At 31.7% G+C, this 25,522-nt stretch carries 30 protein-coding genes; 17 read left to right on the forward strand and 13 right to left on the reverse strand.

Translation table 11 applies throughout. From position 1 onward, the window contains the following. The first annotated feature begins 119 nt into the window (after positions 1-119). Genes surE through CCO88_RS05480 form a run of 3 tightly spaced genes read left to right on the forward strand, consistent with a single transcriptional unit; the run spans position 120 to position 1,987 of the window. Positions 120-896, forward strand: coding sequence for a 5'/3'-nucleotidase SurE (gene surE / locus CCO88_RS05470; RefSeq protein WP_002781752.1), 777 nt, complete (start codon positions 120-122; stop codon positions 894-896). Beyond that, the gene (locus tag CCO88_RS05475) at positions 886-1,545 is read left to right on the forward strand and encodes a ThiF family adenylyltransferase (protein WP_072212055.1); all 660 of its coding nucleotides are present in this window, start codon (positions 886-888) and stop codon (positions 1,543-1,545) included. Before surE ends, CCO88_RS05475 begins: the two co-directional genes overlap by 11 nt. Next, the gene (locus tag CCO88_RS05480; RefSeq protein ID WP_002783237.1) at positions 1,529-1,987 is read left to right on the forward strand and encodes a GNAT family N-acetyltransferase; all 459 of its coding nucleotides are present in this window, start codon (positions 1,529-1,531) and stop codon (positions 1,985-1,987) included. Before CCO88_RS05475 ends, CCO88_RS05480 begins: the two co-directional genes overlap by 17 nt. A gap of 110 nt (positions 1,988-2,097) precedes the next feature. On the opposite strand, the gene panD is transcribed toward CCO88_RS05480, so the two are convergent. Genes panD through panB form a run of 3 tightly spaced genes read right to left on the reverse strand, consistent with a single transcriptional unit; the run spans position 2,098 to position 4,158 of the window. Next, complete coding sequence (panD, locus tag CCO88_RS05485; RefSeq protein WP_002778106.1) at positions 2,098-2,478, reverse strand: aspartate 1-decarboxylase; 381 nt, start codon at positions 2,476-2,478, stop codon at positions 2,098-2,100. Further along, on the reverse strand, positions 2,475-3,323 hold the full coding sequence (gene panC, locus CCO88_RS05490; RefSeq protein WP_002778123.1) for a pantoate--beta-alanine ligase: 849 nt from the start codon (positions 3,321-3,323) through the stop codon (positions 2,475-2,477). The genes panD and panC overlap by 4 nt, the downstream gene beginning before the upstream one ends. A 10-nt stretch (positions 3,324-3,333) precedes the next feature. Continuing rightward, entirely contained in the window at positions 3,334-4,158 is an 825-nt protein-coding gene (gene panB / locus CCO88_RS05495) for a 3-methyl-2-oxobutanoate hydroxymethyltransferase (RefSeq protein WP_002783229.1), read from the reverse strand. A 219-nt stretch (positions 4,159-4,377) separates the two neighbouring features. Between panB and CCO88_RS05500 the strand changes: the two genes are divergently transcribed. Continuing rightward, positions 4,378-5,151: an OXA-61 family class D beta-lactamase OXA-193 gene (locus CCO88_RS05500; protein ID WP_002783228.1), complete on the forward strand. Its 774-nt coding sequence runs from the start codon at positions 4,378-4,380 to the stop codon at positions 5,149-5,151. Between the two features lie 84 nt (positions 5,152-5,235). Here the strand turns inward: CCO88_RS05500 and CCO88_RS05505 are convergent, their stop codons facing one another. Genes CCO88_RS05505 through CCO88_RS05535 form a run of 7 tightly spaced genes read right to left on the reverse strand, consistent with a single transcriptional unit; the run spans position 5,236 to position 10,425 of the window. Next, positions 5,236-6,120 (reverse strand): sulfate/molybdate ABC transporter ATP-binding protein, encoded by an 885-nt coding sequence (locus CCO88_RS05505; RefSeq protein WP_002785357.1) that lies wholly within the window; start codon positions 6,118-6,120, stop codon positions 5,236-5,238. Between the two features lie 9 nt (positions 6,121-6,129). After that, entirely contained in the window at positions 6,130-6,798 is a 669-nt protein-coding gene (modB, locus tag CCO88_RS05510) for a molybdate ABC transporter permease subunit (protein WP_002778136.1), read from the reverse strand. Beyond that, a complete protein-coding gene (locus CCO88_RS05515; protein WP_002778137.1) occupies positions 6,791-7,192 on the reverse strand; it encodes a TOBE domain-containing protein in 402 nt (133 codons plus the stop codon). The genes modB and CCO88_RS05515 overlap by 8 nt, the downstream gene beginning before the upstream one ends. After that, positions 7,189-7,938 carry a molybdate ABC transporter substrate-binding protein gene (gene modA / locus CCO88_RS05520; RefSeq protein ID WP_002839677.1) on the reverse strand — a complete coding sequence of 250 codons (750 nt, stop codon included), beginning with the start codon at positions 7,936-7,938 and terminating at the stop codon, positions 7,189-7,191. The genes CCO88_RS05515 and modA overlap by 4 nt, the downstream gene beginning before the upstream one ends. A gap of 53 nt (positions 7,939-7,991) precedes the next feature. Beyond that, the gene (bioC, locus tag CCO88_RS05525; protein WP_002778141.1) at positions 7,992-8,678 is read right to left on the reverse strand and encodes a malonyl-ACP O-methyltransferase BioC; all 687 of its coding nucleotides are present in this window, start codon (positions 8,676-8,678) and stop codon (positions 7,992-7,994) included. Beyond that, entirely contained in the window at positions 8,675-9,286 is a 612-nt protein-coding gene (locus CCO88_RS05530) for a pimeloyl-ACP methyl esterase BioG family protein (protein ID WP_002839680.1), read from the reverse strand. Before CCO88_RS05530 ends, bioC begins: the two co-directional genes overlap by 4 nt. Beyond that, on the reverse strand, positions 9,283-10,425 hold the full coding sequence (locus CCO88_RS05535) for an aminotransferase class I/II-fold pyridoxal phosphate-dependent enzyme (protein ID WP_002783227.1): 1,143 nt from the start codon (positions 10,423-10,425) through the stop codon (positions 9,283-9,285). The genes CCO88_RS05530 and CCO88_RS05535 overlap by 4 nt, the downstream gene beginning before the upstream one ends. A 66-nt stretch (positions 10,426-10,491) precedes the next feature. Between CCO88_RS05535 and CCO88_RS05540 the strand changes: the two genes are divergently transcribed. Further along, complete coding sequence (locus tag CCO88_RS05540) at positions 10,492-11,775, forward strand: adenosylmethionine--8-amino-7-oxononanoate transaminase (protein WP_002783226.1); 1,284 nt, start codon at positions 10,492-10,494, stop codon at positions 11,773-11,775. Here CCO88_RS05540 and CCO88_RS05545 read toward each other — a convergent pair. From CCO88_RS05545 to CCO88_RS05555, 3 genes are read right to left on the reverse strand one after another with little or no spacing between them, the layout of a single operon-like run. Then, positions 11,762-12,367: a dethiobiotin synthase gene (locus tag CCO88_RS05545; protein ID WP_002783225.1), complete on the reverse strand. Its 606-nt coding sequence runs from the start codon at positions 12,365-12,367 to the stop codon at positions 11,762-11,764. The genes CCO88_RS05540 and CCO88_RS05545 overlap by 14 nt on opposite strands. Before the next feature lie 9 nt (positions 12,368-12,376). Continuing rightward, positions 12,377-12,691 (reverse strand): DMT family transporter, encoded by a 315-nt coding sequence (locus CCO88_RS05550; protein ID WP_002783223.1) that lies wholly within the window; start codon positions 12,689-12,691, stop codon positions 12,377-12,379. Positions 12,692-12,694: 3 nt separating this feature from the next. Beyond that, entirely contained in the window at positions 12,695-13,033 is a 339-nt protein-coding gene (locus CCO88_RS05555) for a DMT family transporter (protein WP_002783219.1), read from the reverse strand. A gap of 133 nt (positions 13,034-13,166) precedes the next feature. Between CCO88_RS05555 and CCO88_RS05560 the strand changes: the two genes are divergently transcribed. The 12 genes from CCO88_RS05560 to perR all read left to right on the forward strand — a co-directional run bounded on the left by CCO88_RS05560 (position 13,167) and on the right by perR (position 25,521). After that, positions 13,167-13,703, forward strand: coding sequence for a 50S ribosomal protein L25/general stress protein Ctc (locus CCO88_RS05560; protein ID WP_002783216.1), 537 nt, complete (start codon positions 13,167-13,169; stop codon positions 13,701-13,703). After that, entirely contained in the window at positions 13,700-14,242 is a 543-nt protein-coding gene (pth, locus tag CCO88_RS05565) for an aminoacyl-tRNA hydrolase (protein ID WP_002778160.1), read from the forward strand. Before CCO88_RS05560 ends, pth begins: the two co-directional genes overlap by 4 nt. Before the next feature lies 1 nt (position 14,243). Further along, complete coding sequence (locus tag CCO88_RS05570; protein WP_002778162.1) at positions 14,244-15,302, forward strand: LptF/LptG family permease; 1,059 nt, start codon at positions 14,244-14,246, stop codon at positions 15,300-15,302. Positions 15,303-15,343: 41 nt separating this feature from the next. Beyond that, on the forward strand, positions 15,344-16,552 hold the full coding sequence (gene lysA / locus CCO88_RS05575) for a diaminopimelate decarboxylase (RefSeq protein ID WP_002778164.1): 1,209 nt from the start codon (positions 15,344-15,346) through the stop codon (positions 16,550-16,552). A gap of 1 nt (position 16,553) precedes the next feature. Continuing rightward, positions 16,554-17,321 carry an HAD-IIA family hydrolase gene (locus CCO88_RS05580; protein ID WP_002839683.1) on the forward strand — a complete coding sequence of 256 codons (768 nt, stop codon included), beginning with the start codon at positions 16,554-16,556 and terminating at the stop codon, positions 17,319-17,321. Beyond that, positions 17,309-18,391: a prephenate dehydratase gene (gene pheA, locus CCO88_RS05585; protein WP_002799803.1), complete on the forward strand. Its 1,083-nt coding sequence runs from the start codon at positions 17,309-17,311 to the stop codon at positions 18,389-18,391. The genes CCO88_RS05580 and pheA overlap by 13 nt, the downstream gene beginning before the upstream one ends. Next, positions 18,378-19,472 (forward strand): histidinol-phosphate transaminase, encoded by a 1,095-nt coding sequence (hisC, locus tag CCO88_RS05590; protein ID WP_002806992.1) that lies wholly within the window; start codon positions 18,378-18,380, stop codon positions 19,470-19,472. The genes pheA and hisC overlap by 14 nt, the downstream gene beginning before the upstream one ends. 83 nt (positions 19,473-19,555) lie before the next feature. Continuing rightward, positions 19,556-21,238, forward strand: coding sequence for a flagellar basal-body MS-ring/collar protein FliF (gene fliF / locus CCO88_RS05595; protein ID WP_002778177.1), 1,683 nt, complete (start codon positions 19,556-19,558; stop codon positions 21,236-21,238). Beyond that, positions 21,238-22,266 carry a flagellar motor switch protein FliG gene (gene fliG / locus CCO88_RS05600; RefSeq protein ID WP_002783207.1) on the forward strand — a complete coding sequence of 343 codons (1,029 nt, stop codon included), beginning with the start codon at positions 21,238-21,240 and terminating at the stop codon, positions 22,264-22,266. Before fliF ends, fliG begins: the two co-directional genes overlap by 1 nt. 7 nt (positions 22,267-22,273) lie before the next feature. Beyond that, the gene (fliH, locus tag CCO88_RS05605) at positions 22,274-23,104 is read left to right on the forward strand and encodes a flagellar assembly protein FliH (RefSeq protein WP_002778181.1); all 831 of its coding nucleotides are present in this window, start codon (positions 22,274-22,276) and stop codon (positions 23,102-23,104) included. Further along, the gene (dxs, locus tag CCO88_RS05610; RefSeq protein WP_002839687.1) at positions 23,097-24,974 is read left to right on the forward strand and encodes a 1-deoxy-D-xylulose-5-phosphate synthase; all 1,878 of its coding nucleotides are present in this window, start codon (positions 23,097-23,099) and stop codon (positions 24,972-24,974) included. Before fliH ends, dxs begins: the two co-directional genes overlap by 8 nt. A 136-nt stretch (positions 24,975-25,110) precedes the next feature. Then, entirely contained in the window at positions 25,111-25,521 is a 411-nt protein-coding gene (gene perR / locus CCO88_RS05615; RefSeq protein ID WP_002778185.1) for a peroxide-responsive transcriptional repressor PerR, read from the forward strand. The last annotated feature ends 1 nt before the right edge of the window (position 25,522 follow it).

A 25,522-nucleotide genomic window follows, 5' to 3' on the forward strand; every position in this document is an offset into this window, starting at 1 on the left:
TTAATAAATATTAAATAAAAATATAATTAAAAATAGTATTAAAATTAATATTTTAAAATCAAAATTTATATTACAAAAATATGCTACAATCCAAATTTTATCTTTTGCAAGGAAGAGCAATGAAAGAAATTCTTATTACCAATGATGATGGTTTTGAAAGTGAGGGACTTAAAAAACTCATTAAAATGTTAAAAAAAGAATTTAAAGCAAAAATTACCATAGTTGCGCCTGCTACTGAAAAATCAGCTTGTTCACATTCTATAACCCTTACAAAACCCTTGCGTTTTATCAAAGTAGGAAAAAGATTTTACAAGCTTGATGATGGAACCCCTGCAGATTGTGTTTATCTTGCTCTTCATGCGCTTTATAAAACGCGTTTGCCTGATCTTGTGATAAGTGGGATTAATAAAGGTGCAAATGTGGGTGAAGATATCACATATTCAGGTACTTGTGCGGGTGCTATGGAAGCAGTTTTACAAGGAATTCCAGCCATAGCTCTTTCGCAATTTTACAAAAAAAGTGAAAAAGAGCTTGATTTTAAAAATGCTTTAAAAATTACTAAAAAAATCGTTCAAAATATTTTTGATAAAGGCTTTCCTTTAGGAAAAAAAGAATTTTTAAACATTAATTTTCCAGCAAAATCCAATATAAAAGGCATTAAAATTTGTAAAGCAGGTAAGCGAGTGTATAATTTTGAAGCGCATTCAAATATCAATCCACGCGGAGTGGAGTATTATTGGCTAGCAGCAGCAAATTTGGATTTTGAAGATGAGAAAGATAGCGATATAGCTTTATTGAAAAAGGGTTATGTGACTATAACTCCTATAATGCTTGATTTAAGTGCTTATGACAAAATGAAAAAAGTTAAAAAATGGTTAAAGGCAAATAATGAATGATAGATTTACGCGTATAAAATGGCTAGTAAGCGAGGAAAACTTCAATAAAATTTCACAAACCAAGGTGCTCGTATGCGGACTTGGTGGAGTAGGTGGGATGTGTGTAGACGCACTTTATCGTAGCGGTTTTCAAAATCTTACTTTAATCGATGCGGATAAATTTGAAATCACCAATCAAAACCGCCAAATTCATAGTGAAAATTTGGGCGAAGAAAAAGCTAAGGTTTTTGCTAGAATTTACAATGCTAAGGGTATAGTAAGTAAAATAGATAATGAATTTTTAGCGAATTTTGATTTAAGTGAATTTGATTTAATCATCGATGCAATTGATGATATTCCTGCAAAAGTAGCGCTTGCAAATTTGATCGATTTTAAGCGTCAAATTTTTATCTCTTCTACGGGTGGGGCTAGAAAGCTTGATCCTACGCGTATAAAAACTACAAGTATATTTAAAACCCACGGAGATGCTTTAGCGAAAAAATTCCGTTATGAACTTAGAAAATCAGGCTTTAAAGGAAATTTTGATGTGGTATTTTCAGATGAGGAAGCGCATTGTAAAGATCTTGGATCTTTTATGGGTGTGACTGCATCTTTTGGTTTAGCCCTAGCCAGCTTGGCATTAAGAAAAGTTCTTGCTAAGAAAAACTGATATTAAGGATTTAAATGCTTGTTTGTCGCTTTTTGAGCAAAGCGTAAAAACACTTTGTGCTAAGGATTATACAAAAGATCAAATTTGTGCTTGGATTAAAATTGATAGACAACAATGGGAAGAAAAATTTAAATATGATGAGATCTTTGTCTATGAAAAAAGAGGAAAAATCGCAAGTTTTATAAGTGTTAAACAAGAGCAGAAATTGCTTGATTTGCTTTTTACTCATCCTGATTTTGTTAGACAAGGTTTAGCACAAAATTTACTTGATTTTATTTTAAAAACTTATTTGCATAATGAAATTTACACTTTCGCATCCTTAAGTGCTAAAGATTTTTTCTTAAAAAATGGTTTTGAACTTATAAGGGAAAACAAGGTTATCAAAGAGGGACAAAATTTAAAAAAATTTTTAATGAAAAAAGATGTGGTTTATAAAAACTAGAAGTTAAGATAAGCAAAAATAATGGATTAAAAGATATAAAAATCATTTTTTACTTATCTTAGATAAATGAATTTATCTAAGATAGAAAAAATTACAAAAATAGCTAGATGTTAGAAAATAGCTCCGTGTTTTTCATAATTTGTTATTTTTGTAGCAGTGTTATTTTCATCCACAAAAACAACTTTTGGTTTAAATGTTTTTACTTCTTCTTCATTAAAATCAGCATAAGACATGATGATCACCTTATCTCCCACTTCTGCAAGACGAGCCGCAGCACCATTTAAGCATACAACTCCTTCTTCTTGCGTGGCTATGGTATAGGTTTCAAATCTAGCGCCATTATTGACATTGACTACTTGGACTTTTTCGTATTCTAAAATTCCACTCGCTTGCAATAATTTTTCATCTATACTTATACTTCCTACATAATCAAGCCTAGCTTCTGTTACGCTTGCGCGATGTATTTTTGATTTGAGTAAAGTGATATTCATTTTAATCCTTGTACTAAAAAATTATCAATGAGTCTTGTTTTTCCAACAAAAGCAGCCACCGCTCCTAAAACATTATCAGTGATATTTTCGATATTTTCCATGGTGTTAAAATCGACTAATTCTATATAATCGATTTTGATTAGTTTTTCTTTTTCTAAAATATCTTTCATAGCTTGGATGATCTTAGAAGTATTTTTTTCTCCCTCTCGGACTAATTTTTCAGCCAAAAAAATGCTTTGAGATATAGCTAGTGACGCTTTTCTTTCTTCTTTGCTAAGATATACATTTCTAGAGCTTTTAGCTAAGCCATCTTCTTCTCTAATGATAGGACAAATTTGAATTTTTAAATCAAAATTTAAATCATCAACCATATGCCTAACGACTACGCATTGCTGCGCGTCTTTTTGCCCCATATAGACTATATCAGGGTTTAGGATATTAAAAAATTTAGTTAAAACCGTGCAAACGCCTCTAAAATGCCCCGGTCTTTTAGCCCCACAAAGTTTATCAGTGATCGTATTCATATCTACATAGGTGCTAAAATTCTTAAGATACATTTGAGTTGCATCGGGGATAAAAACCATATCAACGCCATTATCTTGACACATTTTAATGTCGCGTTCTAAATCTCTTGGATAACTAGAAAAATCTTCATTAGGCCCAAATTGCATAGGATTTACAAAGATACTTACTATAACCTTATCTTGTGTTTTGGCATGTTTGACTAAACTTAAATGTCCATCGTGTAAAAAACCCATGGTTGGAACATAGCCTATACTAAGTTGATGTGATTTCCAATCTTTTACAATTTGTTTTGCTTCTTTGACAGAAGTAATGACTTGCATATTTGTATCCTTAGTATAATTTATCTAATAATTCATCATCTAAATAATCAAAGCTGTGCTCTTGGGAAGGAAAAATACCGCTTTTAACTTCATCTCTATATTTTTCAACTCCTACTTGAGGATCAATTTTATCAAAATGCTTTACAAATTTTGCTTTAAAATCTTTATTTAAACCCAAAAGATCGTGATAAACTAAAACTTGTCCATCGCAGTATTTGCCTGAACCTATGCCGATTGTTGGAATTTCTAAAATAGAGCTTATTTTTTGTGCTAGTTTTACAGGCACACATTCTAAAACCAACATACAAGCACCCGCATCTTGCACAGCTTTTGCATCATCTATAATTTTTTGGGCCGATTGTAAATCTTTACCTTGAACCCTATAGCCACCTAGCATATTTACAGCTTGTGGGGTTAAACCTAGGTGAGCAACGACGGGTATTCCTGATTGGGAAATCAATTTAATCTTGCTTGCGATTTCTATACCCCCTTCCACTTTTACCCCATTTGCGTGGCTTTCTTTGATAAATCTTGAGGCATTTAAGATAGCGTCACGATCTGAACTTTGATAAGACATAAAAGGCATATCAGCAAGTACGAAAGACTTTTTAGCTCCGCGAGAAACAGCTTTGGTAAAAATCAACATTTCATCCATAGTAACACTTAAAGTATCTTGCATACCAAGTACCGTCATGGCTAATGAATCTCCAACCAATATAATATCTATATCGCTATTGTCTAAAATTCTTGCACTATGATAATCATACGCACTTACCATGGTTATTTTTTCATTTTTGGCCTTTTTTTCCAAAAAACTAATCATACTTTTTCTCATTTTGCATACCTCAATTTTTAGCTATAAAATAATAAGCAAAAAACTAGCATATAATTTTTCATAAATAGTAAATGAATGATAAAGTAAGTTATATTTAATCGATGGATTGCTTTAATGGTCACAATTTTAGAAAATTTCAGTTCATGTTAAAGGATATTTAAAGAAAATAAAGCTTTAAAAAGTATTTTGTTTAAAATTATTTAAATAGAAAGATATTTTATGAAAAAAATAACTTTATTTTTACTTTTCTTAAATTTAGTGTTTGGGCAAGATAAGATATTAAATAATTGGTTTAAAGAGTATAATACAAGCGGCACTTTTGTTTTTTATGATGGAAAAACTTGGGCGAGTAACGACTTTTCAAGGGCTATGGAGACTTTCTCTCCCGCTTCCACTTTTAAAATTTTTAATGCTCTAATTGCACTTGATAGTGGTGTGATAAAAACTAAAAAAGAAATTTTTTATCACTATAGAGGTGAAAAAGTATTTTTATCTTCTTGGGCGCAAGATATGAATTTAAGTTCAGCTATAAAATATTCTAATGTTCTTGCTTTTAAAGAAGTGGCAAGAAGAATTGGTATCAAAACTATGCAAGAATATTTAAACAAGCTTCATTATGGTAATGCTAAAATTTCCAAGATCGATACTTTTTGGCTTGACAACTCACTAAAAATAAGCGCTAAAGAACAAGCAATTTTGCTTTTTAGACTTTCACAAAATAGCTTACCTTTTTCTCAAGAAGCAATGAATAGTGTTAAGGAAATGATTTATTTAAAAAATATGGAAAATTTAGAGCTTTTTGGAAAAACAGGTTTTAATGATGAGCAAAAAATTGCTTGGATTGTAGGTTTTGTGTATTTAAAAGATGAAAATAAATATAAGGCTTTCGCGCTAAATTTAGATATTGATAAATTTGAAGATTTATATAAAAGAGAAAAAATTTTAGAAAAATATTTAGATGAACTTGTAAAAAAAGTTAAAAATGATGGCTAGTGAGTATTTCGTAAAATGCAAAAATACTTAATTGTATGATTTGCGTACACTTAAAGTACTCATTAAAAAATTAAATTTTTGCTCTTATTTATCAAGTTTTCCTACGATGATAGGGTTAAAGGCTTTTATGGATAGCAAAAGCGTATCGCCGATTTTTACATCTTGATAAGCTTTTAGAAATTCCTCTTCACTAAGAGTGATTTTAATAATATCTTGATTTAAAAGCAAGGTTAAAACCACTAAAATATCACTTTTTTTAATTTCTAGCAAAGTTGCACTTAAGCGTAATTTCGCACTTAAATTTGATGAGGTAAAAAATTCATTTGTTCTTGCATCTTTGATGATTTTTCCATCACTAAGCTCTAAAATTCTATGGCTCAATTTGTAAATTTCAGCCAAATCGTGACTTACTAATAAAGTCGTGATTTTAAAATGTTGTAAAATTTTCACAAGCTCATCTTGTAAAAAAGATCGCATTTTAAAGTCCAATGCACTCAAAGGCTCATCTAAAAGTAAAATTTGTGGCTCTCTTGCTAAAGCCCTTGCTAAAGCCACTCTTTGTGCTTGTCCGCCACTTAAATTTTTGGGATAAATTTTGGCTAAATTTTCCAAATTCATTAAGCTTAAAAGCTCTTCTGCTTTTTGTTTTGAAGTCGCAGCATAAGAAATGTTTTCTTTTACGCTCATATTTGGAAAAAGAGCGTAATCTTGAAAAACAAAGCCGATTTTTCTTTTTTGTATGGCTAAATTGACATTTTTTTGGGTATCAAACCAAAGCTCATCTCCTACTTCTATGCGTCCAAATTCAGGTTTTATAAGTCCTGCAATGATTTTAAGTAGAGTTGTTTTTCCCGCACCGCTTTCCCCAAAAATAGCAGTGATTTCATTTGCTTTTAAGCAAGTGTTTAATTCTAGTTGCTTCTTGCCTTTTGCTGTGTTGATGGGAAGTTTTATATCGATTTTTATCATAAAAGTGGCCTATAGAGCGATTTTTTTATTTACAAAATAAAGACTTAAGAGTATGGTAAAAGAAATCGCAAATAAAGTAAAAGCGTATTGATGTGCTAAAGTATAGTTTAAAACTTCAAGCTCATCATAAATAGCAATACTTGCGACCAAAGTTTCACCTTTTTTATGTCCACCTATCATCATCACCACTCCAAATTCACCGATAGTGTGTGCAAAACTCATCGCACAAGCGCTAAAAATCCCTACTTTAGAATTGGGCAAAATTACTCTAAAAAGTGTGTAAATTTTACCCTTTCCTAGAGTATAAGAAGCATCAAGTAGGTTTTGATTGATCGATGAAAAAGCGCTTTGTAAAGGATTTACCATAAAGGGTAGGGAAAAAATCAAAGAAGCAAATACCAAACCTTCAAAGCTAAAAACCAAAGAAAGGTTAAAATATTCTTTTAAAAATTGTCCTAAAAAGCTGTTTTGTGAAAAGCTTATGAGCAAATAAAAACCCAAAACACTTGGAGGCAAAACCAAGGGCAAAGCTACAAAGGTTTGCACCAAGCTTTTAAAAGGAAATTTCACAAAGCTTAAAAGATAGGCTAAAAATACTCCGATGAAAAAGAGCATAAAGGTGGTGATAAATGCAAGTTTAAAGGTAAGATAAAGGGTTTGTAAAAAATCATTATCCATAAACAGCCTTTAAAATGATATCATTTTCCTTGACAAAGCAAAGCCATTCTTGTCCTTCTTCAAGTTTGAGCTCTAAGGCTTTTTCTTTGGTGATAATGCTAGAAATTTCATCACCCTCAAAATCAAAAAAGATATGATATAGAATTTTGCCTTTTTTGATACTTTTAATCCTTGCTAGAAATGAATTTTCCACACTTAAAATAGAATGGGGTAAAGTAAAGCCAAGTTCGTGTTCTTTGAAAAGTACTTGAATTTTTGTACCTATTTTAAGATCTTGCAAAGAATGAAGATCAAGCATTAAAACTTTAAAAATTTGCTCTTTAATACTGATCTTAACGATGACAATCTCACCCTCATTTAAAAGCTCTATAATCTTACCATTTAAGATATTCAAGGTGTGTCAAATCCGTATTTTTTAAAGATTTCTTTTACTTTTTGCGAACTGATAAAATCGCTAAATTCAAAGGCTAATTTTTTATCTTTAGCGTATTTTGTGATGACATAGCTTTGTTTTAAAGGAGTGAAGTATTTTTGATCAATTAAAATAGCTTTGCCTTTAGGATGATTGATAGAAGATACTAGAGAATAAGCCACAATACCCAAATCTGCATTATTGCTATCGACATGTAAAACAGGCACGGAGATATTTTCACCTAAAACAATTTTATCTTCAAAGAGTTTGTCTAAATTTAAATTTTCAAGCACTTCTTTAGCAGCTACTCCATAAGGAGCAACCTTTGGATTTGCAAGGCTTAGGTGATGAATTTTATTTGCTTTATCTTTTAGCTTTTCTATCCCACCTTCAAGTAAGCTTTCATCTAAGCTATATAGGGCTAAGATACCTAAAACATAAACTTTTGGTTTATCTAAAGCGTTTTGATCCTCATAAATTGCTTGCGCGTATTTTGTATCGGCTGAAAAAAATAGATCAAATTCCCGCCCTTGTTTCAAAAGTTGATAATACTTTCCTGAAGCGCCAAAAACAAGATCTATATTGTCATTAGGGTGTGATTTTAAAAATTCATTTTTGACCTCTTCCATAGCTTTTGAAGCCGAAGAAGCTACGAAAACACTTAAATTTTGTGCATTTAAATTTAAAGATAAAAACAACACTATAAAACATAACACGAGCTTTTTCATTGCACTTTCCTTTGTCGATAATCTTGATTTTTTGTATTATAACATAAGAAATTTTATTTTGTATCTTTTTTGCATAAAATAAAAATAGGATGATAAGTGAGTTTATTTTGAAATTTTTCTTCAAATTCTTTTAAGAATTGCTTGTTTAAGCGATAAAATCCCAAAGAATTTACTCCGCTTAATTTTAAATGTCTAAAAACTTCTAAAGCGTTTTGAAATTCCAAATTTACAATTTCTTCTGTGATTTTAATATCGGAAAAATAGGGTTTGAAAATTTGTTCAAGTTCTTTTGTGCTAAAATATTTTAAACCCAAGCTTGTGCTTTGTTTGATCTCTTTTAAATTCATTTCTCCAAAAGTAGAAAGAAGTAAAATTCCTTTTTTATTTAGCATATTTGCTAGCGTGGGCAAAACCTGCTTTAAATCAAGCCATTGCAAACTTGCATTAGAAGTGATAAGATCAAATTTTTGCTTGCTTAAATTCTGTGTAGCTAGGGTATTCATATCAAAAATTTCTACATTAAGATTATCAGGATAATCCAAAATATCATTTTTTAAATATTCATCAAAAGTGATAATTTTTGAAAGTTTGTCGCTAAATTCGCCCCTGCCACAACCAAATTCAAACACTTTTTTAAAATGCGAAATTTCTAAATTTTTTAAAATTTCACAAAGTTTTAAGCCCATTAAATCTTGCACTTTTGCGTGTTTTTGATAATCTTTTGCTTTTAAAAAATTCAAATTTCATCCCAAGTTTTAAAATGAAAAAAAGCAAAATGCGGCTCATCTAAAAAAATAAGCTTTGAAAAAGTATTTTTTAAAGCATTTTGAGGAAAAATTTCATCATGATTGCTTGAGTAAATTTTATCCCAAATAAAGCTTTCATTACGCTCTTTTAAGGCAAATTCGAAAAGTTTTTCAAGCTCGGTTTTTAAATCTTTTTCATCTTTAAAGATAAAATCTTTTGCTTCATTTTCGCGCTCTTTAAATAAAGATTTTTTAAAAGCTGTAAGATCAAATTTTTTAATTTGCTTAGCAAAAATTGCAGGATGAATTCCTTTTAATTTATCTATACCAAAAGGAGTACCATTGATAGCTATTTTTTGCGAAAACTCTATATTTTTTAAAACTCTACTTGCCACGCAAACTCCCATAGAAAAAGCTATGAGAGTGATTTTAGAAAAAGAGTTTAAATCAAATTTAAAGTCTAAATTTTCATAATCATAAACCAAAACTACATTTTTATCGCTTTTTAAATGTGCAAAATGACTAGGATGTGAAGCAAAACCACCAAATACCAAGATAAGTTCTTGTGAGTTTTGATTTTGAATTAAATTGCTTATTTTCATAAAAGTTCTACCACTTTCTTTAAGTCTTCTTTGCTAAGTCCTGCATGCAAAGAAAAACGAATTCTAGCTGTATTTTTAGGCACAGTAGGTTCTTTTATAGCGGGTGCAAAAATGCCATTTACTTCAAGTTTTTTTGCTAATTCTATAGCCTTTTGATTTTCTCCTAAAACCAAGGAGATGATGTAAGCATCGCCTAAAATTTGATGACTTTTTTCTATGAGTTGATTTTTAAAAAAATTGCCTATGATTTGTAGTTTTTCTCTTTTTTCTTTTAGTTCGCTCATTTTTTCAAAAATAAATTTTGTCCAAGCTATATTGATAGGAGGCAATGCTGTAGAATAAATAAAAGCTCTAGCCTTGTTGATAAAAAAGCTTTTATAAAGATTATTACAAATCATACAAGCACCCATAGAAGCAAGAGCCTTGCCAAAGGTAAAAACTATAAAATCAACCTTTTCTTCCAAATTTAAAGCTTTAACAAGTCCCAAGCCCTCCTCATCAAAGCAACCCACGCTGTGTGCTTCATCGATATAAAGTTTGATTTTAGGGTATTTTTCTTTAAAGGCGATGAGTGTATTAAAATCAGAAAAATCACCATCCATGCTAAATAACGCTTCGCTTAAAATGATGATATTTTCATAATGATCATAATGTTTTTGAATTAAATTTTCTAAATGATTCATATCGTTATGATAAAAGCGAAAAAATTTTGCTCCGCCAAGTTTTAGTCCATCAATCATACTTGCATGGATGAATTTATCTGCTAAAAAAAGTGTGTTTGGAATGCTTGCAAGTGCAGCTATACAAGAGATATTAAGATGATAACCGCTGTTAAAATGTAAAATTTCTTTTTCTTTAAATTTGGATTTTAAAAAGCTTTCTAATTCTTCATAAATTGTAAAATTTCCACTCAAGCTTCTTGAACTTGAACTTGAAAAAAATAAGTCTTGTTCTTTGATATTATCTAAAAATTCATCTTTTAAAGATTTGCAAAAGCTTAAATTTAAATAATCATTCCCCGCTAAATTTAAAAGCTTTTTACCCTCTTTAAAAACAAAATTTCCTTCATGTTTAAGGCTTGTAAGTTTTCTAAGATTATGGTTTTTTTCAAGGGTTTCTAAGATATTTTTAAGGCTCATTTTTTTCCTAAAATTCAGAAATTTAAAGTATTATTTTGCCAAAATATTTTTAAAAAAGAAGTTATAATGCAAAATCAAATCTTAAAAAATCTCGATTTAAAACACATTTGGCACCCTTGCACACAAATGAAAGATCACGAAACCCTACCTTTAATTCCTATAAAAAAAGCAAAAGGCGTATGGCTTTATGATTTTGATGATAAAGCTTATATGGATTGTGTGAGTTCTTGGTGGGTCAATCTTTTTGGTCATTGTAATGAAAAAATCGCAAATGCCATTAAAAAACAAGTTGATGAGCTAGAGCATGTGATCTTAGCAGGCTTTACACATGAGCCCATCATCAAGCTTTCTGCAAGACTTTGCGAAAAAGTAGGCAGGAATTTTAACAAATGTTTTTATGCAGATAATGGCTCAAGTGCTATTGAAGTAGCACTTAAGATGAGTTTTCATTATCATTTAAATAAGGGGGTGAAAAAAAGTAAATTTTTATCTTTAAGCAATTCTTATCATGGTGAAACCTTAGGGGCTTTAAGTGTGGGCGATGTTGCGCTTTATAAAGATACTTACAAAGCCTTGCTTTTAGAGTGTTTAAGCACGCCTGTGCCACAAGGCAAAGACTACACTAAAGAGCTTGAAATTTTAAAAGATATTTTAGAAAAAAATGCAAGTGAAATTTGTGCTTTTATACTTGAACCCTTGGTGCAATGTGCAGGAAATATGCATATGTATCAAGCAGGATTTATTGATGAGGCCATAAAGCTTTGCCATAAATTTGGAGTGCAAGTGATTTTTGATGAAATTGCAGTGGGCTTTGGACGCACAGGAACTTTGTTTGCCTTACATCAATGCAAACAAAGCCCCGATTTTATCTGCCTTTCAAAAGGGATAACGGGTGGATTTATGCCACTTTCTGTAGTGCTTACAAGAGATGAAATTTATAATGCTTTTTATGATACTTATGAAAGCCAAAAGGCTTTTTTACATTCTCATAGCTATACGGGAAATACCTTAGCTTGCGCGGCAGCAAATGCGGTTTTAGATATCTTTGAGGATGAAAATATTTTAGTAAAAAATCAAATTTTAAGCGAGTTTATCAAAAAAGAATTTTCAAGACTTGAAAAATTTGACTTTTTGGGTAATTTTAGAACTTGCGGGATGATCAGTGCTTTTGATATTTTAAGCACCAAGTATAAACGCGTAGGACTTTTTGTATTTCAAAAAGCCTTAGAAAAAGGTTTGCTTTTAAGACCTTTAGCAAATACGATTTATTTTATGCCTCCTTACATCATCACAAAAGAACAAATCGTTTATGTACTAGAGAGTTTAGAGCAGATTTTTAAGGAATTTTAAGTTGTAAAATTTCTTGCATTTGCTCTTTAAAATCTTTATTTAAAATGCTATTTTCATCAAAAAAATCAAGATTGATTATAGGAATTTTTGCATAATTTTTTATAAAATCATCTTGTAAGATATCTTTTTTACCCATCATTACAAGGGCCAAAAGATTGATATTTCTTTGCTTTAAAGCTTCAATGCTAAGCAAGATATGATTAATACTTCCAAGATAGTATTTTGCTACCAAAATCGTAGGGTGTTTGAAAATATTCACAAAATCAATCATAGTGTAATTTTCATCCATAGGAGAAAAAAGCCCACCCGCAAGCTCAATAAGTAGGTTTTTGCTTTTTGGTAAAATGATATCTAAGGATTTATAATCAAGCTTTTCTTTGATTTTTCCAAGATGAGGAGAAGCTGGAGTTTGCAAAAAAATACCTTCTTTAAAAATCTTTGTTTTTGGGCTAAATTTTGCAATAAACTCACTATCTGTTGGAGTTCCTGCTTGAATGAGTTTAAAATAATCATAGTTAAAATTCGCACAAAAAGCTGCGCTAAAATGTGTTTTTCCTACATCAGTATGTATTCCACTTACATAAATTTGCACAAAAAATCCTCAAGAAAGAAATTTTAAACCCGCTGTACAGGTAATAATCACAGCGATTAAAAAAAGTTTCAAAAAACTTTTACTTTCTTTATAAAAAAGCACTCCTATCATTACCCCACCAGCGGTTCCAGCTCCTGTCCATATAGCATAAGCAACGCTCATAGCGATATTTTGCATACTTAAGCTTAAAAAAGTAAAAGAAAATCCAAAACACACTATCAAAGCTAAAAGGTAAAGCTTATTTTTAGTGCTTACAAGTTCTTTCATGATCACCACGCCAAAAATTTCACAGGCAGTAGCTAAAAACAAATAAAACCATTCCATAGCTTAAGCTTCCTTGCTTACCCATTTAAGGGCTATAATACTTAAAAGTAAAATTGCTATAAGCACAAGTTTAATTATAGAAACAGCTTCGTTAAAAATAAACATTTCATTTAAAACCACCCCAATAGTGCCAATGCCTACAAAAACACTATAAGTAATACTTACTTCAAGTCTTTCACAAGCTTTTAAAAAGCAAGTAAAAGAAATACAAACCCCAATGGCTGTTAAAATATACTGCCAAATTTCTGTAGAATATTTAAGTCCACTTACCCAAAAGCATTCTATAATTCCACCTAAGATTATTAAAAACCAAGCTATATTAATATTGAATTTTTCATTCACATGAAGCCTTAAATTAACATAATATTTGTAAAACAAATTATATCTTAAAGAAATTAAAAGAAGCTATAAATTTACTTTTCCATAAGCCAAAATTAGATATAATCAAAGCTCATTTTTTAAGAAAGGACAAAAGATGTTAGAAGGCATCGTTAGAGAGAGTATCGGTAGAAAAGCTGCTAAAGCTTTAAAAAGAGATGGTTATCTAATCGCAAACATCTATGGAAAAGGATTAGAAAACATCAATGCCGCTTTTAAAGTAAATGAGTTTATTAAGGAAGTTCGTAAAAAAACTACTTTAATTTTTGATGTAAAAGTAGGTTCTCAAACTTTAAGCGTTGTAGTTGTAGATTATCAAAAAGATCCTGTAACTGCAGAACTTAAACATGTGGATTTAAAAGTTGCACAAAAAGGTGTGATTTCTAAATACATGGTTCCAGTTAAAATCACAGGAACAGCTATAGGTCTTAAAAATAAAGGTGTTTTAATCCAATCAAAAAGAAGATTAAAAGTAAAATGTCCAGCTGAAAATTTACCAAATTTCTTCGAACTTGATGTAAGTAAGCTTGATGTGGGTGATGCTTTACTTGTTCGTGATATTGTAGTGCCTGAAGGTGTAACTATGATAGATGCTGATAGAGTAGCGGTAGTGGGCGTAGAAAAAGCTAGATGATCTTAGTCGTAGGGCTTGGCAATATAGGCAAAGAGTATGAAGATACTCGCCATAATGTCGGCTTTATGCTTATTGACTTGCTTTTAAAAGAAGGCAATTTCACAAATCTCACAAACTCAAAATTCAAAGGAGAGCTTTTCAAAATGGGCTCTTCTTTACTTCTTAAACCTCATACTTATATGAATAATTCTGGATTAAGCGTAAAAGCGGTAAATGATTTTTACAAATGTGAAAGAATCATAGTCGTTCATGATGATATCGATATCAATTTAGGCGCTTTGCGTTTTAAAAGAGGCGGTTCTAGCGGAGGACATAATGGACTTAAAAGCATAGATAATCTATGCGGAAGTGATTATGAAAGAGTGCGTATAGGAGTGGGCAAGGGTGAGAATGTTATTTCTCATGTTTTAGGTAAATTTAGAGCCGAAGAAGAGTTAATTTTAAGTAAGGTTTTAGAGCATTCTAAAAAAGCTTTACTTGAGCTTATCCGCAATGATGATTTATCAGCCATATCTTCAAAGTATAGCTTAAAGGCTTAAGATGTGGATATTTTTTCGTTTTATTTCAGGAATTTATCTTAAGAATTTTTTTATTATCTTTCTGTCTTTACTGGGTTTTTATTGTGGTATTGATTTGCTTTTAAATTTCAATGATTTACCCGATGCAGCAAATCTTAGCTTGCTTTATGTGATTTTTTTGGCTTTTTCTGCTGTTACTTATGTCTTGCCTGTTTCTTTAATCTTTGCTTTGGTGCTTTCTTTGGTTTCTATGATAAGGGCTAATGAATTTGTAAGCCTTTATGCTTTAGGGCTTAGTAAAAATTTGGTCATAATATTTCCTTTTTTGTGGGCTTTATTTTTTTGTTTTGTGTATGTGGGGTTAAATTTTACTCCTTTTGCTTATGCAAATGATTATAAAAGAAATATTCTAAAAAATGGCACCATGCTAAAACAAAGCGGTGAAGTTTTTTTAAAATTTAATAACGAATTTATTTATATTTCTAAGGTTAATAATGGACAAAGTACCGCACAAAATATTAAAATTTTTAATATTAAGGATTTAAATTTAAGTTCTTTTATCGAAGCTAAGAGCGGTATTTTTGAAAAGAAAAATTGGATTTTAAAAGAAGGAAATTTAACCCTACTTCCTAAAGAATATGAGCTTGGCAATAAGGGGTTAAATATCAGCGAATTTAAAGAGCTTAATACTCTTGAAGGTTTTAAGCCTAAGATCATCGAAGGGGTAGCTAGTGATAGTGATTATTCTATCTTAGATATACTTGAAAGTTTGGAGCTTTTTAAAACACAAAATATCAGCATAGAATCGCTTAAAATTAGTCTTTATAAGCTTGTATTTATGCCGTTTTTTGCACCCTTTTTAATGCTTATTATGTATTATTTTTTCCCAGTTATTGCAAGATTTTTTAATTTAGCTTTTGTAGCTTTTGTAGCTTTTGTAGTCACTTTGCTTACTTGGGGTATGTTATTTTTACTATCAAGATTGAGCGAAAATGGTGTGATTTTAAGTGAATTAGGCATTGTTATGCCTATTGTTTTGTTAATTTTTTTAGGTGGTTTTATGTTTTACAAGCACCGATAAATTAAGCTTTAATATAGTAAAATTAAAAATAAAGGTGAAAAATGGATTATAAAAAACTCAAAGATGAATTTCAAACCCCTTTTTATATTTATGATTTTGATTTTATTAAAGAGCGTTTTTTAAAACTTAAAAATGCTTTCAAAGCTAGGAAATCTCAAATTTTTTATGCGGTAAAAGCAAACTCAAATTTAAGTCTTTTACAAATGCTTGTAAAGCTTGACAGCGGGTTTGATTGTGTAAGCATAGGAGAGGTTAAACGCGCTTTAAAAGCAGGTGCAAAATCTTATAAGATAATTTTTAGTGGCGTAGGAAAAACTCAAGAAGAATTAAGACTTGCTTTAGAATACGATATTTTATATATCAATCTTGAAAGCGAAGCTGAAATGATGCTTTTAGAAAGTGTAGCTAAAGAGTTAAATTTAAAGGCAAGGATAAGTATCCGTGTCAATCCAAATGTAAATGCTAAAACTCATCCTTATATTTCTACAGGTTTAAATGAAAATAAATTCGGCGTAGAAATTGACCTTGCAAGAAAAATGTATCTTTATGCTAAAAATTCACCCCATTTAGAGCCTATTGGAGTGCATTTTCATATAGGTTCTCAATTATTAGATATCTCGCCTATCCATGAAGCGGCTGCGATTGTTGCAAAATTAGTAAGAGAGCTTAAGGCCTTGCAAATAGAGCTTAAATTCTTTGATATAGGCGGTGGACTTGGAGTAAGGTATGAAAAAGAAGATGTAGAGCCTGATCTTTATGATTATGCACAAGGAATACTTGCTCAACTACACGGACTGGATGTAACTATAGGAATGGAGCCAGGAAGATTTTTGGTTGCCAATAGTGGAGAATTTGTATGCTCTGTGCTTTATGAAAAACACAATAAAACAAAGCGTTTTGTTATAGTAGATGGGGCTATGAATGATTTAATTCGCCCAAGTTTGTATGAAGCTTATCATGAAATTTTACTGCCTTATAATCAAGGAGAAGAAAGTCCTTGCGATGTTGTGGGTGGAATTTGTGAAAGTGGAGATTTTTTTGCCAAGGCAAGGTCTTTGCCTAGCACTCAAAGTGGTGATATAATGGTTATTAAAAATACTGGAGCTTATGGTTTTAGCATGAGTAGTAATTACAATACTCGTAATAAAGTTTGCGAATTAGCCCTTGAAGAAGGACAGGTAAGATTGATCCGTCAAAGAGAAAATTTTGAAGATCAAATCGCTTTAGAAGAGAAATTTTTAAAGGCTTAAAATGTTTTTTTTAGATGTTCAAGGGACTTTAATTTCTGATCATGATAAATCTTTAATCCATGGTGCTAAAGAACTAATCGATTTTTTAAATGCAAAAAATCTTCCTTATCTTATCATCACTAACAATACAAAAAAACTTGATTTTTTAGAAAAATTACAGCAAAAAGGATTGGCTATAAAAGAAAATGCTTATATTGATCCTTTCAGCGTTTTAAAACACCTTTTAAGACCTTGTAAAGTTGCGGCTTTTGGTGCAGATGAGTTTGTAAAAAGTCTTGAAAATCTTGGTTTTGAACTCGATTTTGTAAATCCTAGTGCTGTACTTGTAGCTAGTTATGATGATTTTAAATTTAAAGATTTTGCTAGTATGATAGAATTGGCTAGAAGAGAAGTTAGATTTATAGCTATGCACGAAACTAGTATTTATAAAAAAGAAGGTAGGCCTTATCCTGGTGTAGGTAGCATTATGGCTATGCTTAAAAATGCTATTGATTTTGAATATGAGGTTGTGGGTAAGCCTAGCATTGCTTTTTATAAAGAAGCTTTAAATTTAATAAGAAGACAAAATTCAAAAATCGATTTTGAAGATATTAAAATCGTTAGTGATGATTTTAGGGGTGACTTGCTTAAGGCAAAAGAACTTGGCATGAAAACCTTGCTGGTTTTAAGCGGAAAGATAAGCGACACAAAAGGGTTTGATACGGATTTGCTTGATGGAGTTTATCCTAGTGTTTTAGAAATTTTAAAGGATTTGAAATGTCAAATTTAAACTTAGAAGATTTTAGAAATAAAATCGATATGGTAGATGATAAAATTTTAGAACTTTTAAATGAAAGAATGAGTTATGTTAAAAGCATAGGAGAGATCAAGCAAACAAGTGGTGGAGCGATTTATCGTCCTGAACGTGAAAGAGCGATTATCAATCGCTTAAAAAATGCAAATTTAGGACTTTTGGATCAAAATGCCATAGAGGCAATTTATCAAGAAATTTTTGCTGTTTCAAGGAATTTAGAAATGCCTCAAATTGTTGCTTATTTGGGGCCTGAAGGTACTTATACTCATCAAGCAGCAAGAAGTCGTTTTGGTGCTATGAGTCGCTATATCGCACTTGCAACCATAGAGGATGTTTTTAAAGAGCTTAGCAATAAAGAAGCAAAATACGGCGTTGTTCCTATAGAAAATAATACAGAAGGCGCTGTAGGTGTAACTTTAGATTGCTTAGGTAAGTATAATGAGCTTAAAATTTTTGGTGAAATTTATATGGATATTCATCATTCTTTTGTAGGAATTAATGAAAATTTAAAAGAGATAAAACGCATTTATTCCCACCCACAAGGTTATAATCAATGTCGCAAATTTTTAGAAAGCCACGAATTAAGCAATATAGAATTTGTGCCTTCAAAATCCACAGCAAATGCTGCTTATTTAGCCTCTCAAGATAAGTATTCGGCTGCAATTTGTTCTAAAATAGCTGCAAAGCTTTACAATGTGCCTGTACTTTTTGATAAGATAGAAGATAATGCGGCAAATCGTACAAGATTTTTGATTTTAAGTGATATTAAAAATCCAAAAATGCCAAATTGCAAAACTTCTATTTTAGCTCACACTGCACATAAGCCTGGCGGTCTTAGTTCTTTACTGGAGCAATTTAAAAAAGAAAATATCAATCTTACTAAGCTTGAATCTCGTCCTGTAAAATCAAAAGAATTTTTACACAGTTTTTACATAGATTTTGAAGGGCATATTGATGATGAAAATGTTCAACGCGCTTTGAAAAACGCAGATGAGGTAGTTTGGCTTGGATCTTATTTATCAGGAGAAAAGAATGAAATTCAATGACTTTTTAAATCATTTAAGCAATTATGAGCCGGGCAAGGATATTGAAGTTATCGCTAGAGAATATGGCATAAAAGAAGTGATAAAATTAGCAAGCAATGAAAACCCTTTTGGTGCTCCACCTAAAGCGGTTAAAGTTTTGCAAGAAAATGCTTTTAAAGCAAATCTTTATCCAGATGATAGTATGGTAGAGCTAAAAGGTGAGTTAGCACAAAAATACAATGTAAAAAATGAAAATATCATCATTGGTGCGGGCAGCGATCAGGTTATTGAATTTGCTATACATTCTAAACTTAACCCTCAAAATGCTTTTTTGCAAGCAGGGGTAAGCTTTGCTATGTATGAAATTTATGCTAAGCAATGCGGTGCAAAATGCTATAAAACTCAAAGTATCACTCATGATTTATCTGAATTTAAAACACTTTATGAAGCACATAAGGATGAGATTGAGATCATATTCTTATGTTTGCCTAACAATCCTTTGGGCGAGTGCTTAGATACAAACGAGGTGTTTGAGTTTATACGCGGTATTGATGAGAATTGTTTAGTGATAATTGATGCAGCTTATAATGAATTTGCAAGTTTTAAGGATCAAAATAAGTATCTAAAGCCTTGTGATCTTGTGCAAGAATTTAAAAATGTGCTTTATTTAGGAACTTTTTCTAAACTTTATGGATTGGGTGGGTTGCGTATAGGTTATGGTATAGCAAATGCAGAAATTATCAGTGCATTTTATAAACTTCGCGCCCCTTTTAATGTAAGCAATTTAGCATTAAAAGCAGCGGTTGCGGCTTTACATGATGAAGAATTTGCTAAAAAAACTTTGGAAAATAATTTTTCTCAAATGGAGCTTTATAAGGAATTTGCCAAAAAGCATCATATTAAATTTATCGAAAGCTATACAAATTTTATCACTTATTTTTTTGAGGAAAAAAATAGCACAGATTTGTCTGAAAAATTGCTTAAAAAGGGTATAATAGTAAGAAATTTAAAAAGTTATGGTTTAAATGCTATGAGAATTACCATAGGAACGCCTTATGAAAATGAAAGATTTTTTACAGAATTTGAAGGAATTTTAAAATAGTCTTGATTTTTCAAATCAAGGATAATTTTTATGGTATTTAGAATAAAATGGGTAAGATTCACTAAACTAAGGGATGAGAATTAATGGATTTTAAAAATATGCTTCACCAAATTGGACAGCTTTATCAAAATTTGACTCGAAAGCAACGTATAGTTATCGCAGCTTCTATCGTTGTGGTTGTTGGATTTTTGGTATTTTTGGCACTATTTCGTGGAAGTGGCAGTGGTGCTAATAATGGCTATGCTGTTTTAGTTGATAATGTTGATCCAAGTTCTTCTGCAGCTATTGTAGCTAAACTTGAACAAAATAATGTACCTTATATACTAGAAAGCGAAAGTAAAATTTTAGTTCCACAAGATCAGGTATATCGTCAAAGAATGTTTATCGCTAGCGAAGGATTGATAAAAGATAGTCGCGTGGGTTTTGAAGCTTTTGATACGCAAAGTTTTGGAGCTACAAATGAAGAACAAAGAGTAAAGTATCAAAGAGCTATAGAAGGAGAGCTTGCAAGAACGATTGAAACTCTAGAGCCTATACGCAGTGCGGTAGTGCATATAGCCTTTCCAAAAGACAGTGTTTTTACCGAAAGACAAATTCCTCCTACAGCTTCAGTCGTTGTAAATGTGCGCGAGGGATTAAAACTTACTAGAAAACAAATCGATGGGATTAAAAATATAGTTTCAGCTGCTATTCCGAAATTAACCAAAGAAAATGTAAGAATTAGTGATCAAAGTGGTGTGCCTTTAGATGAGCAAGAAGCTTATGAAGATGATTTGGTTCGTGCTCAAATTAAATATAAAAGCGATCAAGAAAGAGCTTTAGAAGATAAAATCATAGAAACCCTAGCTCCTTATGCAGGAGGCACAGATAAAGTAAGGGTAAGTGTCAATATAGATTTTGACTTTTCTAAGCAAGAATCCCAAAGTGAAATTTATGATCCAAACCCTATAGTTCGAAGTGAGCAAACTCTTAATGAAGAAAGAACAGGCAGAAAAGAGCCTGAAATTCAAGGTGTGCCAGGTGCGGTTTCAAATATAGGTCCAGTAGAAGGACTTGATAATAAAGGACAAATTGATACCTATAAGAAAAATCAAGTTACTACAAACAATGAGCTTTCAAAAACTATAACAAATACAAAAAAACAATTTGCAACCGTTGTGCGTACTTCAGCAGCAGTAACAATAGATGGAAAATATCAAGATGTTGTGGATGAAAATGGAGATGTAAAAAGTGAATATGTTCCTTTAAGTAAAGAAGAGCTTGCAAGTGTAGAAAGCATAGTTAAAAATACTATTAATTATAGTGCTAATAGAGGGGATAGTGTAGTCGTGCAGAATTTACCTTTCCATCGTGAGTCTATTAGAGTAGAAAGCAAGGTTAAAACTTTCTATGGCCGTTTTATCGAGCCATTTATCCCACCGGTTAAATATATTATTGCGGCTATTTTGCTTTTTATTTTTTACAAAAAAGTTATTGCTCCATTTACGCAAAAAATGCTTGAAGATGTTGCAGCACAAGAGGAAGTGCAGCAAGGTCCAAATGCTGTTTTAGATGATGCTGAGGATGCGTTAGAGAAATTTAATGCAGCTAGGAAAAAGGTTGAAGAGCAGCTTGGTTTTGGGGAGAATTTCAATGAGGATTCTATCCAATATGAAGTTTTACTTGAAAAATTAAGAGGCTTAGTAAGTGATAAAAGCGAAGAAATTGCAGCACTTTTGCAAAACTTAATCCAAAATGATACCGAATTCGGCGAAAAGGATATGTGATGATAAAACTTAGCGAAGAACAAAAAATGCTCTATGATGATTTATCGATGCCTGAAAAGGTAGCGATATTTCTCATACAACTTGGCGAGGATGCAACGACTTCAGTTTTTTCACATATGGAAATTGATGTTATTACCGAAATTTCACGCTATATTGCTATGGCAAAAAATGTTGACCGCGCTGTAGCTACTGCGGTTTTGGAAGAATTTTATACCCTGCTTCAATCTAATCAATACATTAAAAGCGGTGGTTTGGAATACGCTAAAGAAATACTTTTCCGTACTTTTGGTCCAGAAATTGCCAATAAAATTCTTGAAAAACTTACCAAAAGTATGGAGAATAACCAAAACTTTGCTTATTTGGCTCAGATTAAACCTCAACAACTTGCTGACTTCATCACTAAGGAACACCCGCAAACCATTGCACTTATTTTAGCTCATATGGATTCAATTCATGCGGCAGAAACTTTAGAGTATTTTAGTGATGAGTTAAGAGCTGAGGTTGTTATAAGAATGGCAAATCTAGGTGATATTTCTCCAAGTATCATTAAAAGAGTGTCTGCAGTACTTGAAAGCAAACTCGAAAGTCTTACTTCTTATAAGGTTGAAGTGGGAGGCCCAAGAGCAGTTGCAGAAGTACTTAATCGCTTAGGACAAAAAGCAAGCAAATCTACCATTACTTACATCGAACAAAGCGATGAACGTTTGGCTGAAACGATTAAAGAATTGATGTTTACTTTTGATGATATACAAAAACTTAGCACTCAAGCTATAAGAGAAATTTTAAAAGTTGCAGATAAGCGCGATTTAATGATAGGTTTAAAGGGTGCAAGCGAAGAATTAAAGCAAAAATTCTTAGCCAATATGTCTACGCGTGCAAGTGAAGCCTTCCTTGAAGAAATGGGCTTTTTGGGTGCTGTGCGTGTTAAAGATGTTGAAGATGCCCAAAGAAAAGTGGTTGAAGTGGTGCAAAAACTTGCAGAGCAAGGACTTGTACAAACAGGCGATGCTGATGAAATGATAGAGTAGGTGAGTGATGGTTAATCGTAGTAATGTTATTTCAGGAGGAACTTCTGATCAACATGTTGTTGAAGGATATCGTTTTAAGGTAATTTCAGAATTTGATAACCATGCAGAAGAGAAGCAGCATTCACAGATTTCAAATGAAGAAAATATAACTACATCTTCAAAAGATGAAAGTCCTGTCGAAGAAAGTCAAACCCCCGCACCCTCTCAAGTAGTACAAGAGGTGCAAACTCCTGCATTTCAACCTAGTTTTGTTGAGGATTTGCTTAAAAAAACAGATGAAATGTCAAGCAATATCATTAAGCTTCAAATGCAAATTGAAAGTCAAGAAAATGAGTTTAATAACCGCTTAAATTCAGAGCTTGAAAGCGCTAAGGAAAAATTTTCTAAAGAGGGTTATGAACAGGCTAGAGCTGAATTTGAAAAAGAATTAAATGACTTGCGCGATAAGTATTTAAAAAGTGTTTCAAAGTTAGAAGAAGCTTGTGTAAATCTTAATGCTTTTATTGAAAAAAATGAAAAAGAACTTGCTGATACAGCTATAGATATTGCCAAAGAGGTTATTTTAAAAGAGCTTGAAAATAACTCAAGCAAAATTGCTTATGCTTTAGCTAAAGATCTCATCAATGAGCTTAAAGGAGCAGGTTCTATTGAAATAAAAGTAAATTCTATAGATTATAATTATCTAAAAGAGCATTTTAGTGAGAATTCTCATATTAAAATCACTCTTGATGATGCTATTAGCAAGGGTAGTGTTATCATTTTAAGCGATAGTGGCAATATAGAATCCAATTTGAATGCGCGTCTTATTAAAATCAAAAAAATGGTTAATAATGAATGAAATAATTAAAAAAGATTATCAATTTGCTTATACTAAAGAAGAGTTAGAAAAGCTAAATTTAACCCAGCTTGAAGATTTAGCGGCTCGCATTAGAGAAAAAATTATTGATGTAGTAAGTAAAAATGGAGGGCATTTAAGCTCCAATTTGGGAGCAGTTGAGCTTACTATAGCTATGCACACGGTATTTGATAATGGGATAGATCCTCTTATATTTGATGTATCCCATCAATCTTACACACATAAGCTTTTAAGTGGAAAAGAAAATGTTTTTGAGTCTTTGCGCCAATTTGGTGGGCTTAGTGGGTATACCAAGCCTAATGATGGGGATTATTTTGTAGCAGGACACTCAAGTACTTCTATTTCTTTAGCTGTAGGAGCCTGTAAGGCCATAGCACTAAAAGGCGAAAAACGCACTCCTGTAGCTTTGATAGGCGATGGAGCTCTAAGTGCAGGTATGGCTTATGAGGCCTTGAATGAATTAGGAGATTCTAAATTTCCTTGTGTAGTTATCTTAAATGATAATGAAATGAGTATTTCAAAACCCATAGGTGCAATTTCAAAATACCTCTCTCAAGCCATGGCAACGCAGTTTTATCAAAATTTCAAAAAACGCGTGGCTAAAATGTTAGATGCATTACCTGATTCTGCTACTTATATGGCTAAGCGTTTTGAAGAAAGCTTTAAATTAATAACCCCAGGACTCTTATTTGAAGAATTGGGTCTTGAATATATAGGACCTATTGATGGACATAATTTAAGTGAGGTTATTTCTGCATTAAAACAAGCAAAGGCTATGCAAAAACCTTGTATTGTTCATGCGCAAACTTTAAAAGGAAAAGGTTATAGTTTAGCCGAAGGAAAAAATGCTAAATGGCATGGGGTCAGTGCTTTTGATGTAGATAGTGGAGAGAGTATTAAAAAGCCTGATGCTAAAAATTCTGCAACAGAAATTTTTTCTAAGGCATTGTTTGATTTGGCTACAAAATATAAAAATATAGTCGGTATCACTGCTGCTATGCCAAGTGGAACAGGACTTGAAAAGCTTATAGAGCATTATCCTGATCGTTTTTGGGATGTGGGTATTGCTGAGCAGCACGCTGTTACTTCTATGGCGGCTATGGCTAAAGAAGGATTTAAACCTTTTATTGCTATATACAGCACTTTTTTACAACGCGCTTACGATCAAGTTATCCATGATTGTGCGATTATGAATTTAAATGTGGTTTTTGCTATGGATAGGGCAGGTATAGTAGGAGAAGATGGAGAAACCCACCAAGGAGCTTTTGATGTAAGTTTTTTAGCTCCCTTGCCTAATTTAACCCTTATAGCTCCAAGAGATGAGCTTATGATGAAAAATATTATGGAGTATGCTTATACCCATGAGGGATGTTTGGCTTTTCGTTATCCTAGAGGATCTTTTATTTTAGATGAGGAATTTAACCCTACCAAGATAGAACTTGGAAAGGCGCAATGGCTTGTAAAAAATCAAAGCAATATCGCTTTTTTAGGTTATGGACAAGGGGTGGGTAAGGCTTGGAAGGTTTTAAGAAAATTGCAAGATGAGGGGCAAAATGCTAATTTGATTGATTTGATTTTTGCTAAACCCTTAGATAAACTACTTTTAAAAGAGTTAGCAAAACAGAGTCAAATTTGGTTTGTTTTTAGCGAAAATGCAAGAATAGGTGGCGTAGCGAGTTTATTAGAGAGCTTTGTACAGAAGAATGATTTAAAAATTAAAATTGTTTCTTTTGAATATGAAGATAGTTTTATTGAGCACGGCAAAACCAATGAAGTAGAAAAAGCTTTAAAACTTGACATTGATAGTTTGGTGCAAAGGGTAAAAATAAATTGGGTCGATAACATCCTTTAAATTTGAACCAAAACAACAAAAAAATGTTTAAAATTTCATAGCTTCTTATTATCTAATAAAAAATATCATTTGATATAAACTTTTTTTAATAAAAAATTTATTATTATTCCTAGTTAAAAAGAACTAGGATAAAAGAATGGAATTGTTACAAATACTTAAAAAACATGAATTGAAGGCAACCCCACAAAGATTGTGTGTTTTAAAAATTTTAAAAAGACATGAACATCCAAATATCGAAGAGCTTTATGAGGAAATCAAAAAAGAATACCCTTCCATTTCTCTTGCTACAGTTTATAAAAATCTTAACACTTTACAAGAACAAGGCTTAGTTGTAGAAATCAATGTAGCAAATCAAAAAACTTGTTATGATATCTATGAAGAAAGACATATACATATAATTTGCAACAAATGTGGCAATATCGAAGATATGAGTTTTCAAGATGCTGAACTTGATGAATATCAAGAAAAATTAGAGAAAAAAATGGGAAATATCATCGATCATTTAGCAGTTTGTGCTCATGTTAGCACTTGTAAAAAGTGCCATTAAG

This window comes from Campylobacter coli LMG 9860 (assembly GCF_000254135.1).
Lineage (GTDB): Bacteria > Campylobacterota > Campylobacteria > Campylobacterales > Campylobacteraceae > Campylobacter_D > Campylobacter_D coli.

What these genes read in the sequence shown, in the direction of transcription:
- CCO88_RS05530 (WP_002839680.1), bottom strand. Translation starts at nt 9,286, where the DNA reads ATGAAAATAAGCAATTTAATTCAAAATCAAAACTCACAAGAACTTATC.
- panC (WP_002778123.1), bottom strand. Translation starts at nt 3,323, where the DNA reads ATGCAAGTCATTACTTCTGTCAAAGAAGCAAAACAAATTGTAAAAGAT.
- fliF (WP_002778177.1), top strand. Translation starts at nt 19,556, where the DNA reads ATGGATTTTAAAAATATGCTTCACCAAATTGGACAGCTTTATCAAAAT.
- panB (WP_002783229.1), bottom strand. Translation starts at nt 4,158, where the DNA reads ATGAGAAAAAGTATGATTAGTTTTTTGGAAAAAAAGGCCAAAAATGAA.
- CCO88_RS05550 (WP_002783223.1), bottom strand. Translation starts at nt 12,691, where the DNA reads ATGGAATGGTTTTATTTGTTTTTAGCTACTGCCTGTGAAATTTTTGGC.
- panD (WP_002778106.1), bottom strand. Translation starts at nt 2,478, where the DNA reads ATGAATATCACTTTACTCAAATCAAAAATACATCGCGCAAGCGTAACA.
- hisC (WP_002806992.1), top strand. Translation starts at nt 18,378, where the DNA reads ATGAAATTCAATGACTTTTTAAATCATTTAAGCAATTATGAGCCGGGC.
- CCO88_RS05505 (WP_002785357.1), bottom strand. Translation starts at nt 6,120, where the DNA reads ATGATAAAAATCGATATAAAACTTCCCATCAACACAGCAAAAGGCAAG.
- pth (WP_002778160.1), top strand. Translation starts at nt 13,700, where the DNA reads ATGATCTTAGTCGTAGGGCTTGGCAATATAGGCAAAGAGTATGAAGAT.
- CCO88_RS05560 (WP_002783216.1), top strand. Translation starts at nt 13,167, where the DNA reads ATGTTAGAAGGCATCGTTAGAGAGAGTATCGGTAGAAAAGCTGCTAAA.
- modA (WP_002839677.1), bottom strand. Translation starts at nt 7,938, where the DNA reads ATGAAAAAGCTCGTGTTATGTTTTATAGTGTTGTTTTTATCTTTAAAT.
- perR (WP_002778185.1), top strand. Translation starts at nt 25,111, where the DNA reads ATGGAATTGTTACAAATACTTAAAAAACATGAATTGAAGGCAACCCCA.
- fliG (WP_002783207.1), top strand. Translation starts at nt 21,238, where the DNA reads ATGATAAAACTTAGCGAAGAACAAAAAATGCTCTATGATGATTTATCG.
- lysA (WP_002778164.1), top strand. Translation starts at nt 15,344, where the DNA reads ATGGATTATAAAAAACTCAAAGATGAATTTCAAACCCCTTTTTATATT.
- CCO88_RS05535 (WP_002783227.1), bottom strand. Translation starts at nt 10,425, where the DNA reads ATGAGCCTTAAAAATATCTTAGAAACCCTTGAAAAAAACCATAATCTT.
- dxs (WP_002839687.1), top strand. Translation starts at nt 23,097, where the DNA reads ATGAATGAAATAATTAAAAAAGATTATCAATTTGCTTATACTAAAGAA.
- CCO88_RS05500 (WP_002783228.1), top strand. Translation starts at nt 4,378, where the DNA reads ATGAAAAAAATAACTTTATTTTTACTTTTCTTAAATTTAGTGTTTGGG.
- pheA (WP_002799803.1), top strand. Translation starts at nt 17,309, where the DNA reads ATGTCAAATTTAAACTTAGAAGATTTTAGAAATAAAATCGATATGGTA.
- CCO88_RS05570 (WP_002778162.1), top strand. Translation starts at nt 14,244, where the DNA reads ATGTGGATATTTTTTCGTTTTATTTCAGGAATTTATCTTAAGAATTTT.
- surE (WP_002781752.1), top strand. Translation starts at nt 120, where the DNA reads ATGAAAGAAATTCTTATTACCAATGATGATGGTTTTGAAAGTGAGGGA.
- modB (WP_002778136.1), bottom strand. Translation starts at nt 6,798, where the DNA reads ATGGATAATGATTTTTTACAAACCCTTTATCTTACCTTTAAACTTGCA.
- CCO88_RS05580 (WP_002839683.1), top strand. Translation starts at nt 16,554, where the DNA reads ATGTTTTTTTTAGATGTTCAAGGGACTTTAATTTCTGATCATGATAAA.
- CCO88_RS05540 (WP_002783226.1), top strand. Translation starts at nt 10,492, where the DNA reads ATGCAAAATCAAATCTTAAAAAATCTCGATTTAAAACACATTTGGCAC.
- fliH (WP_002778181.1), top strand. Translation starts at nt 22,274, where the DNA reads ATGGTTAATCGTAGTAATGTTATTTCAGGAGGAACTTCTGATCAACAT.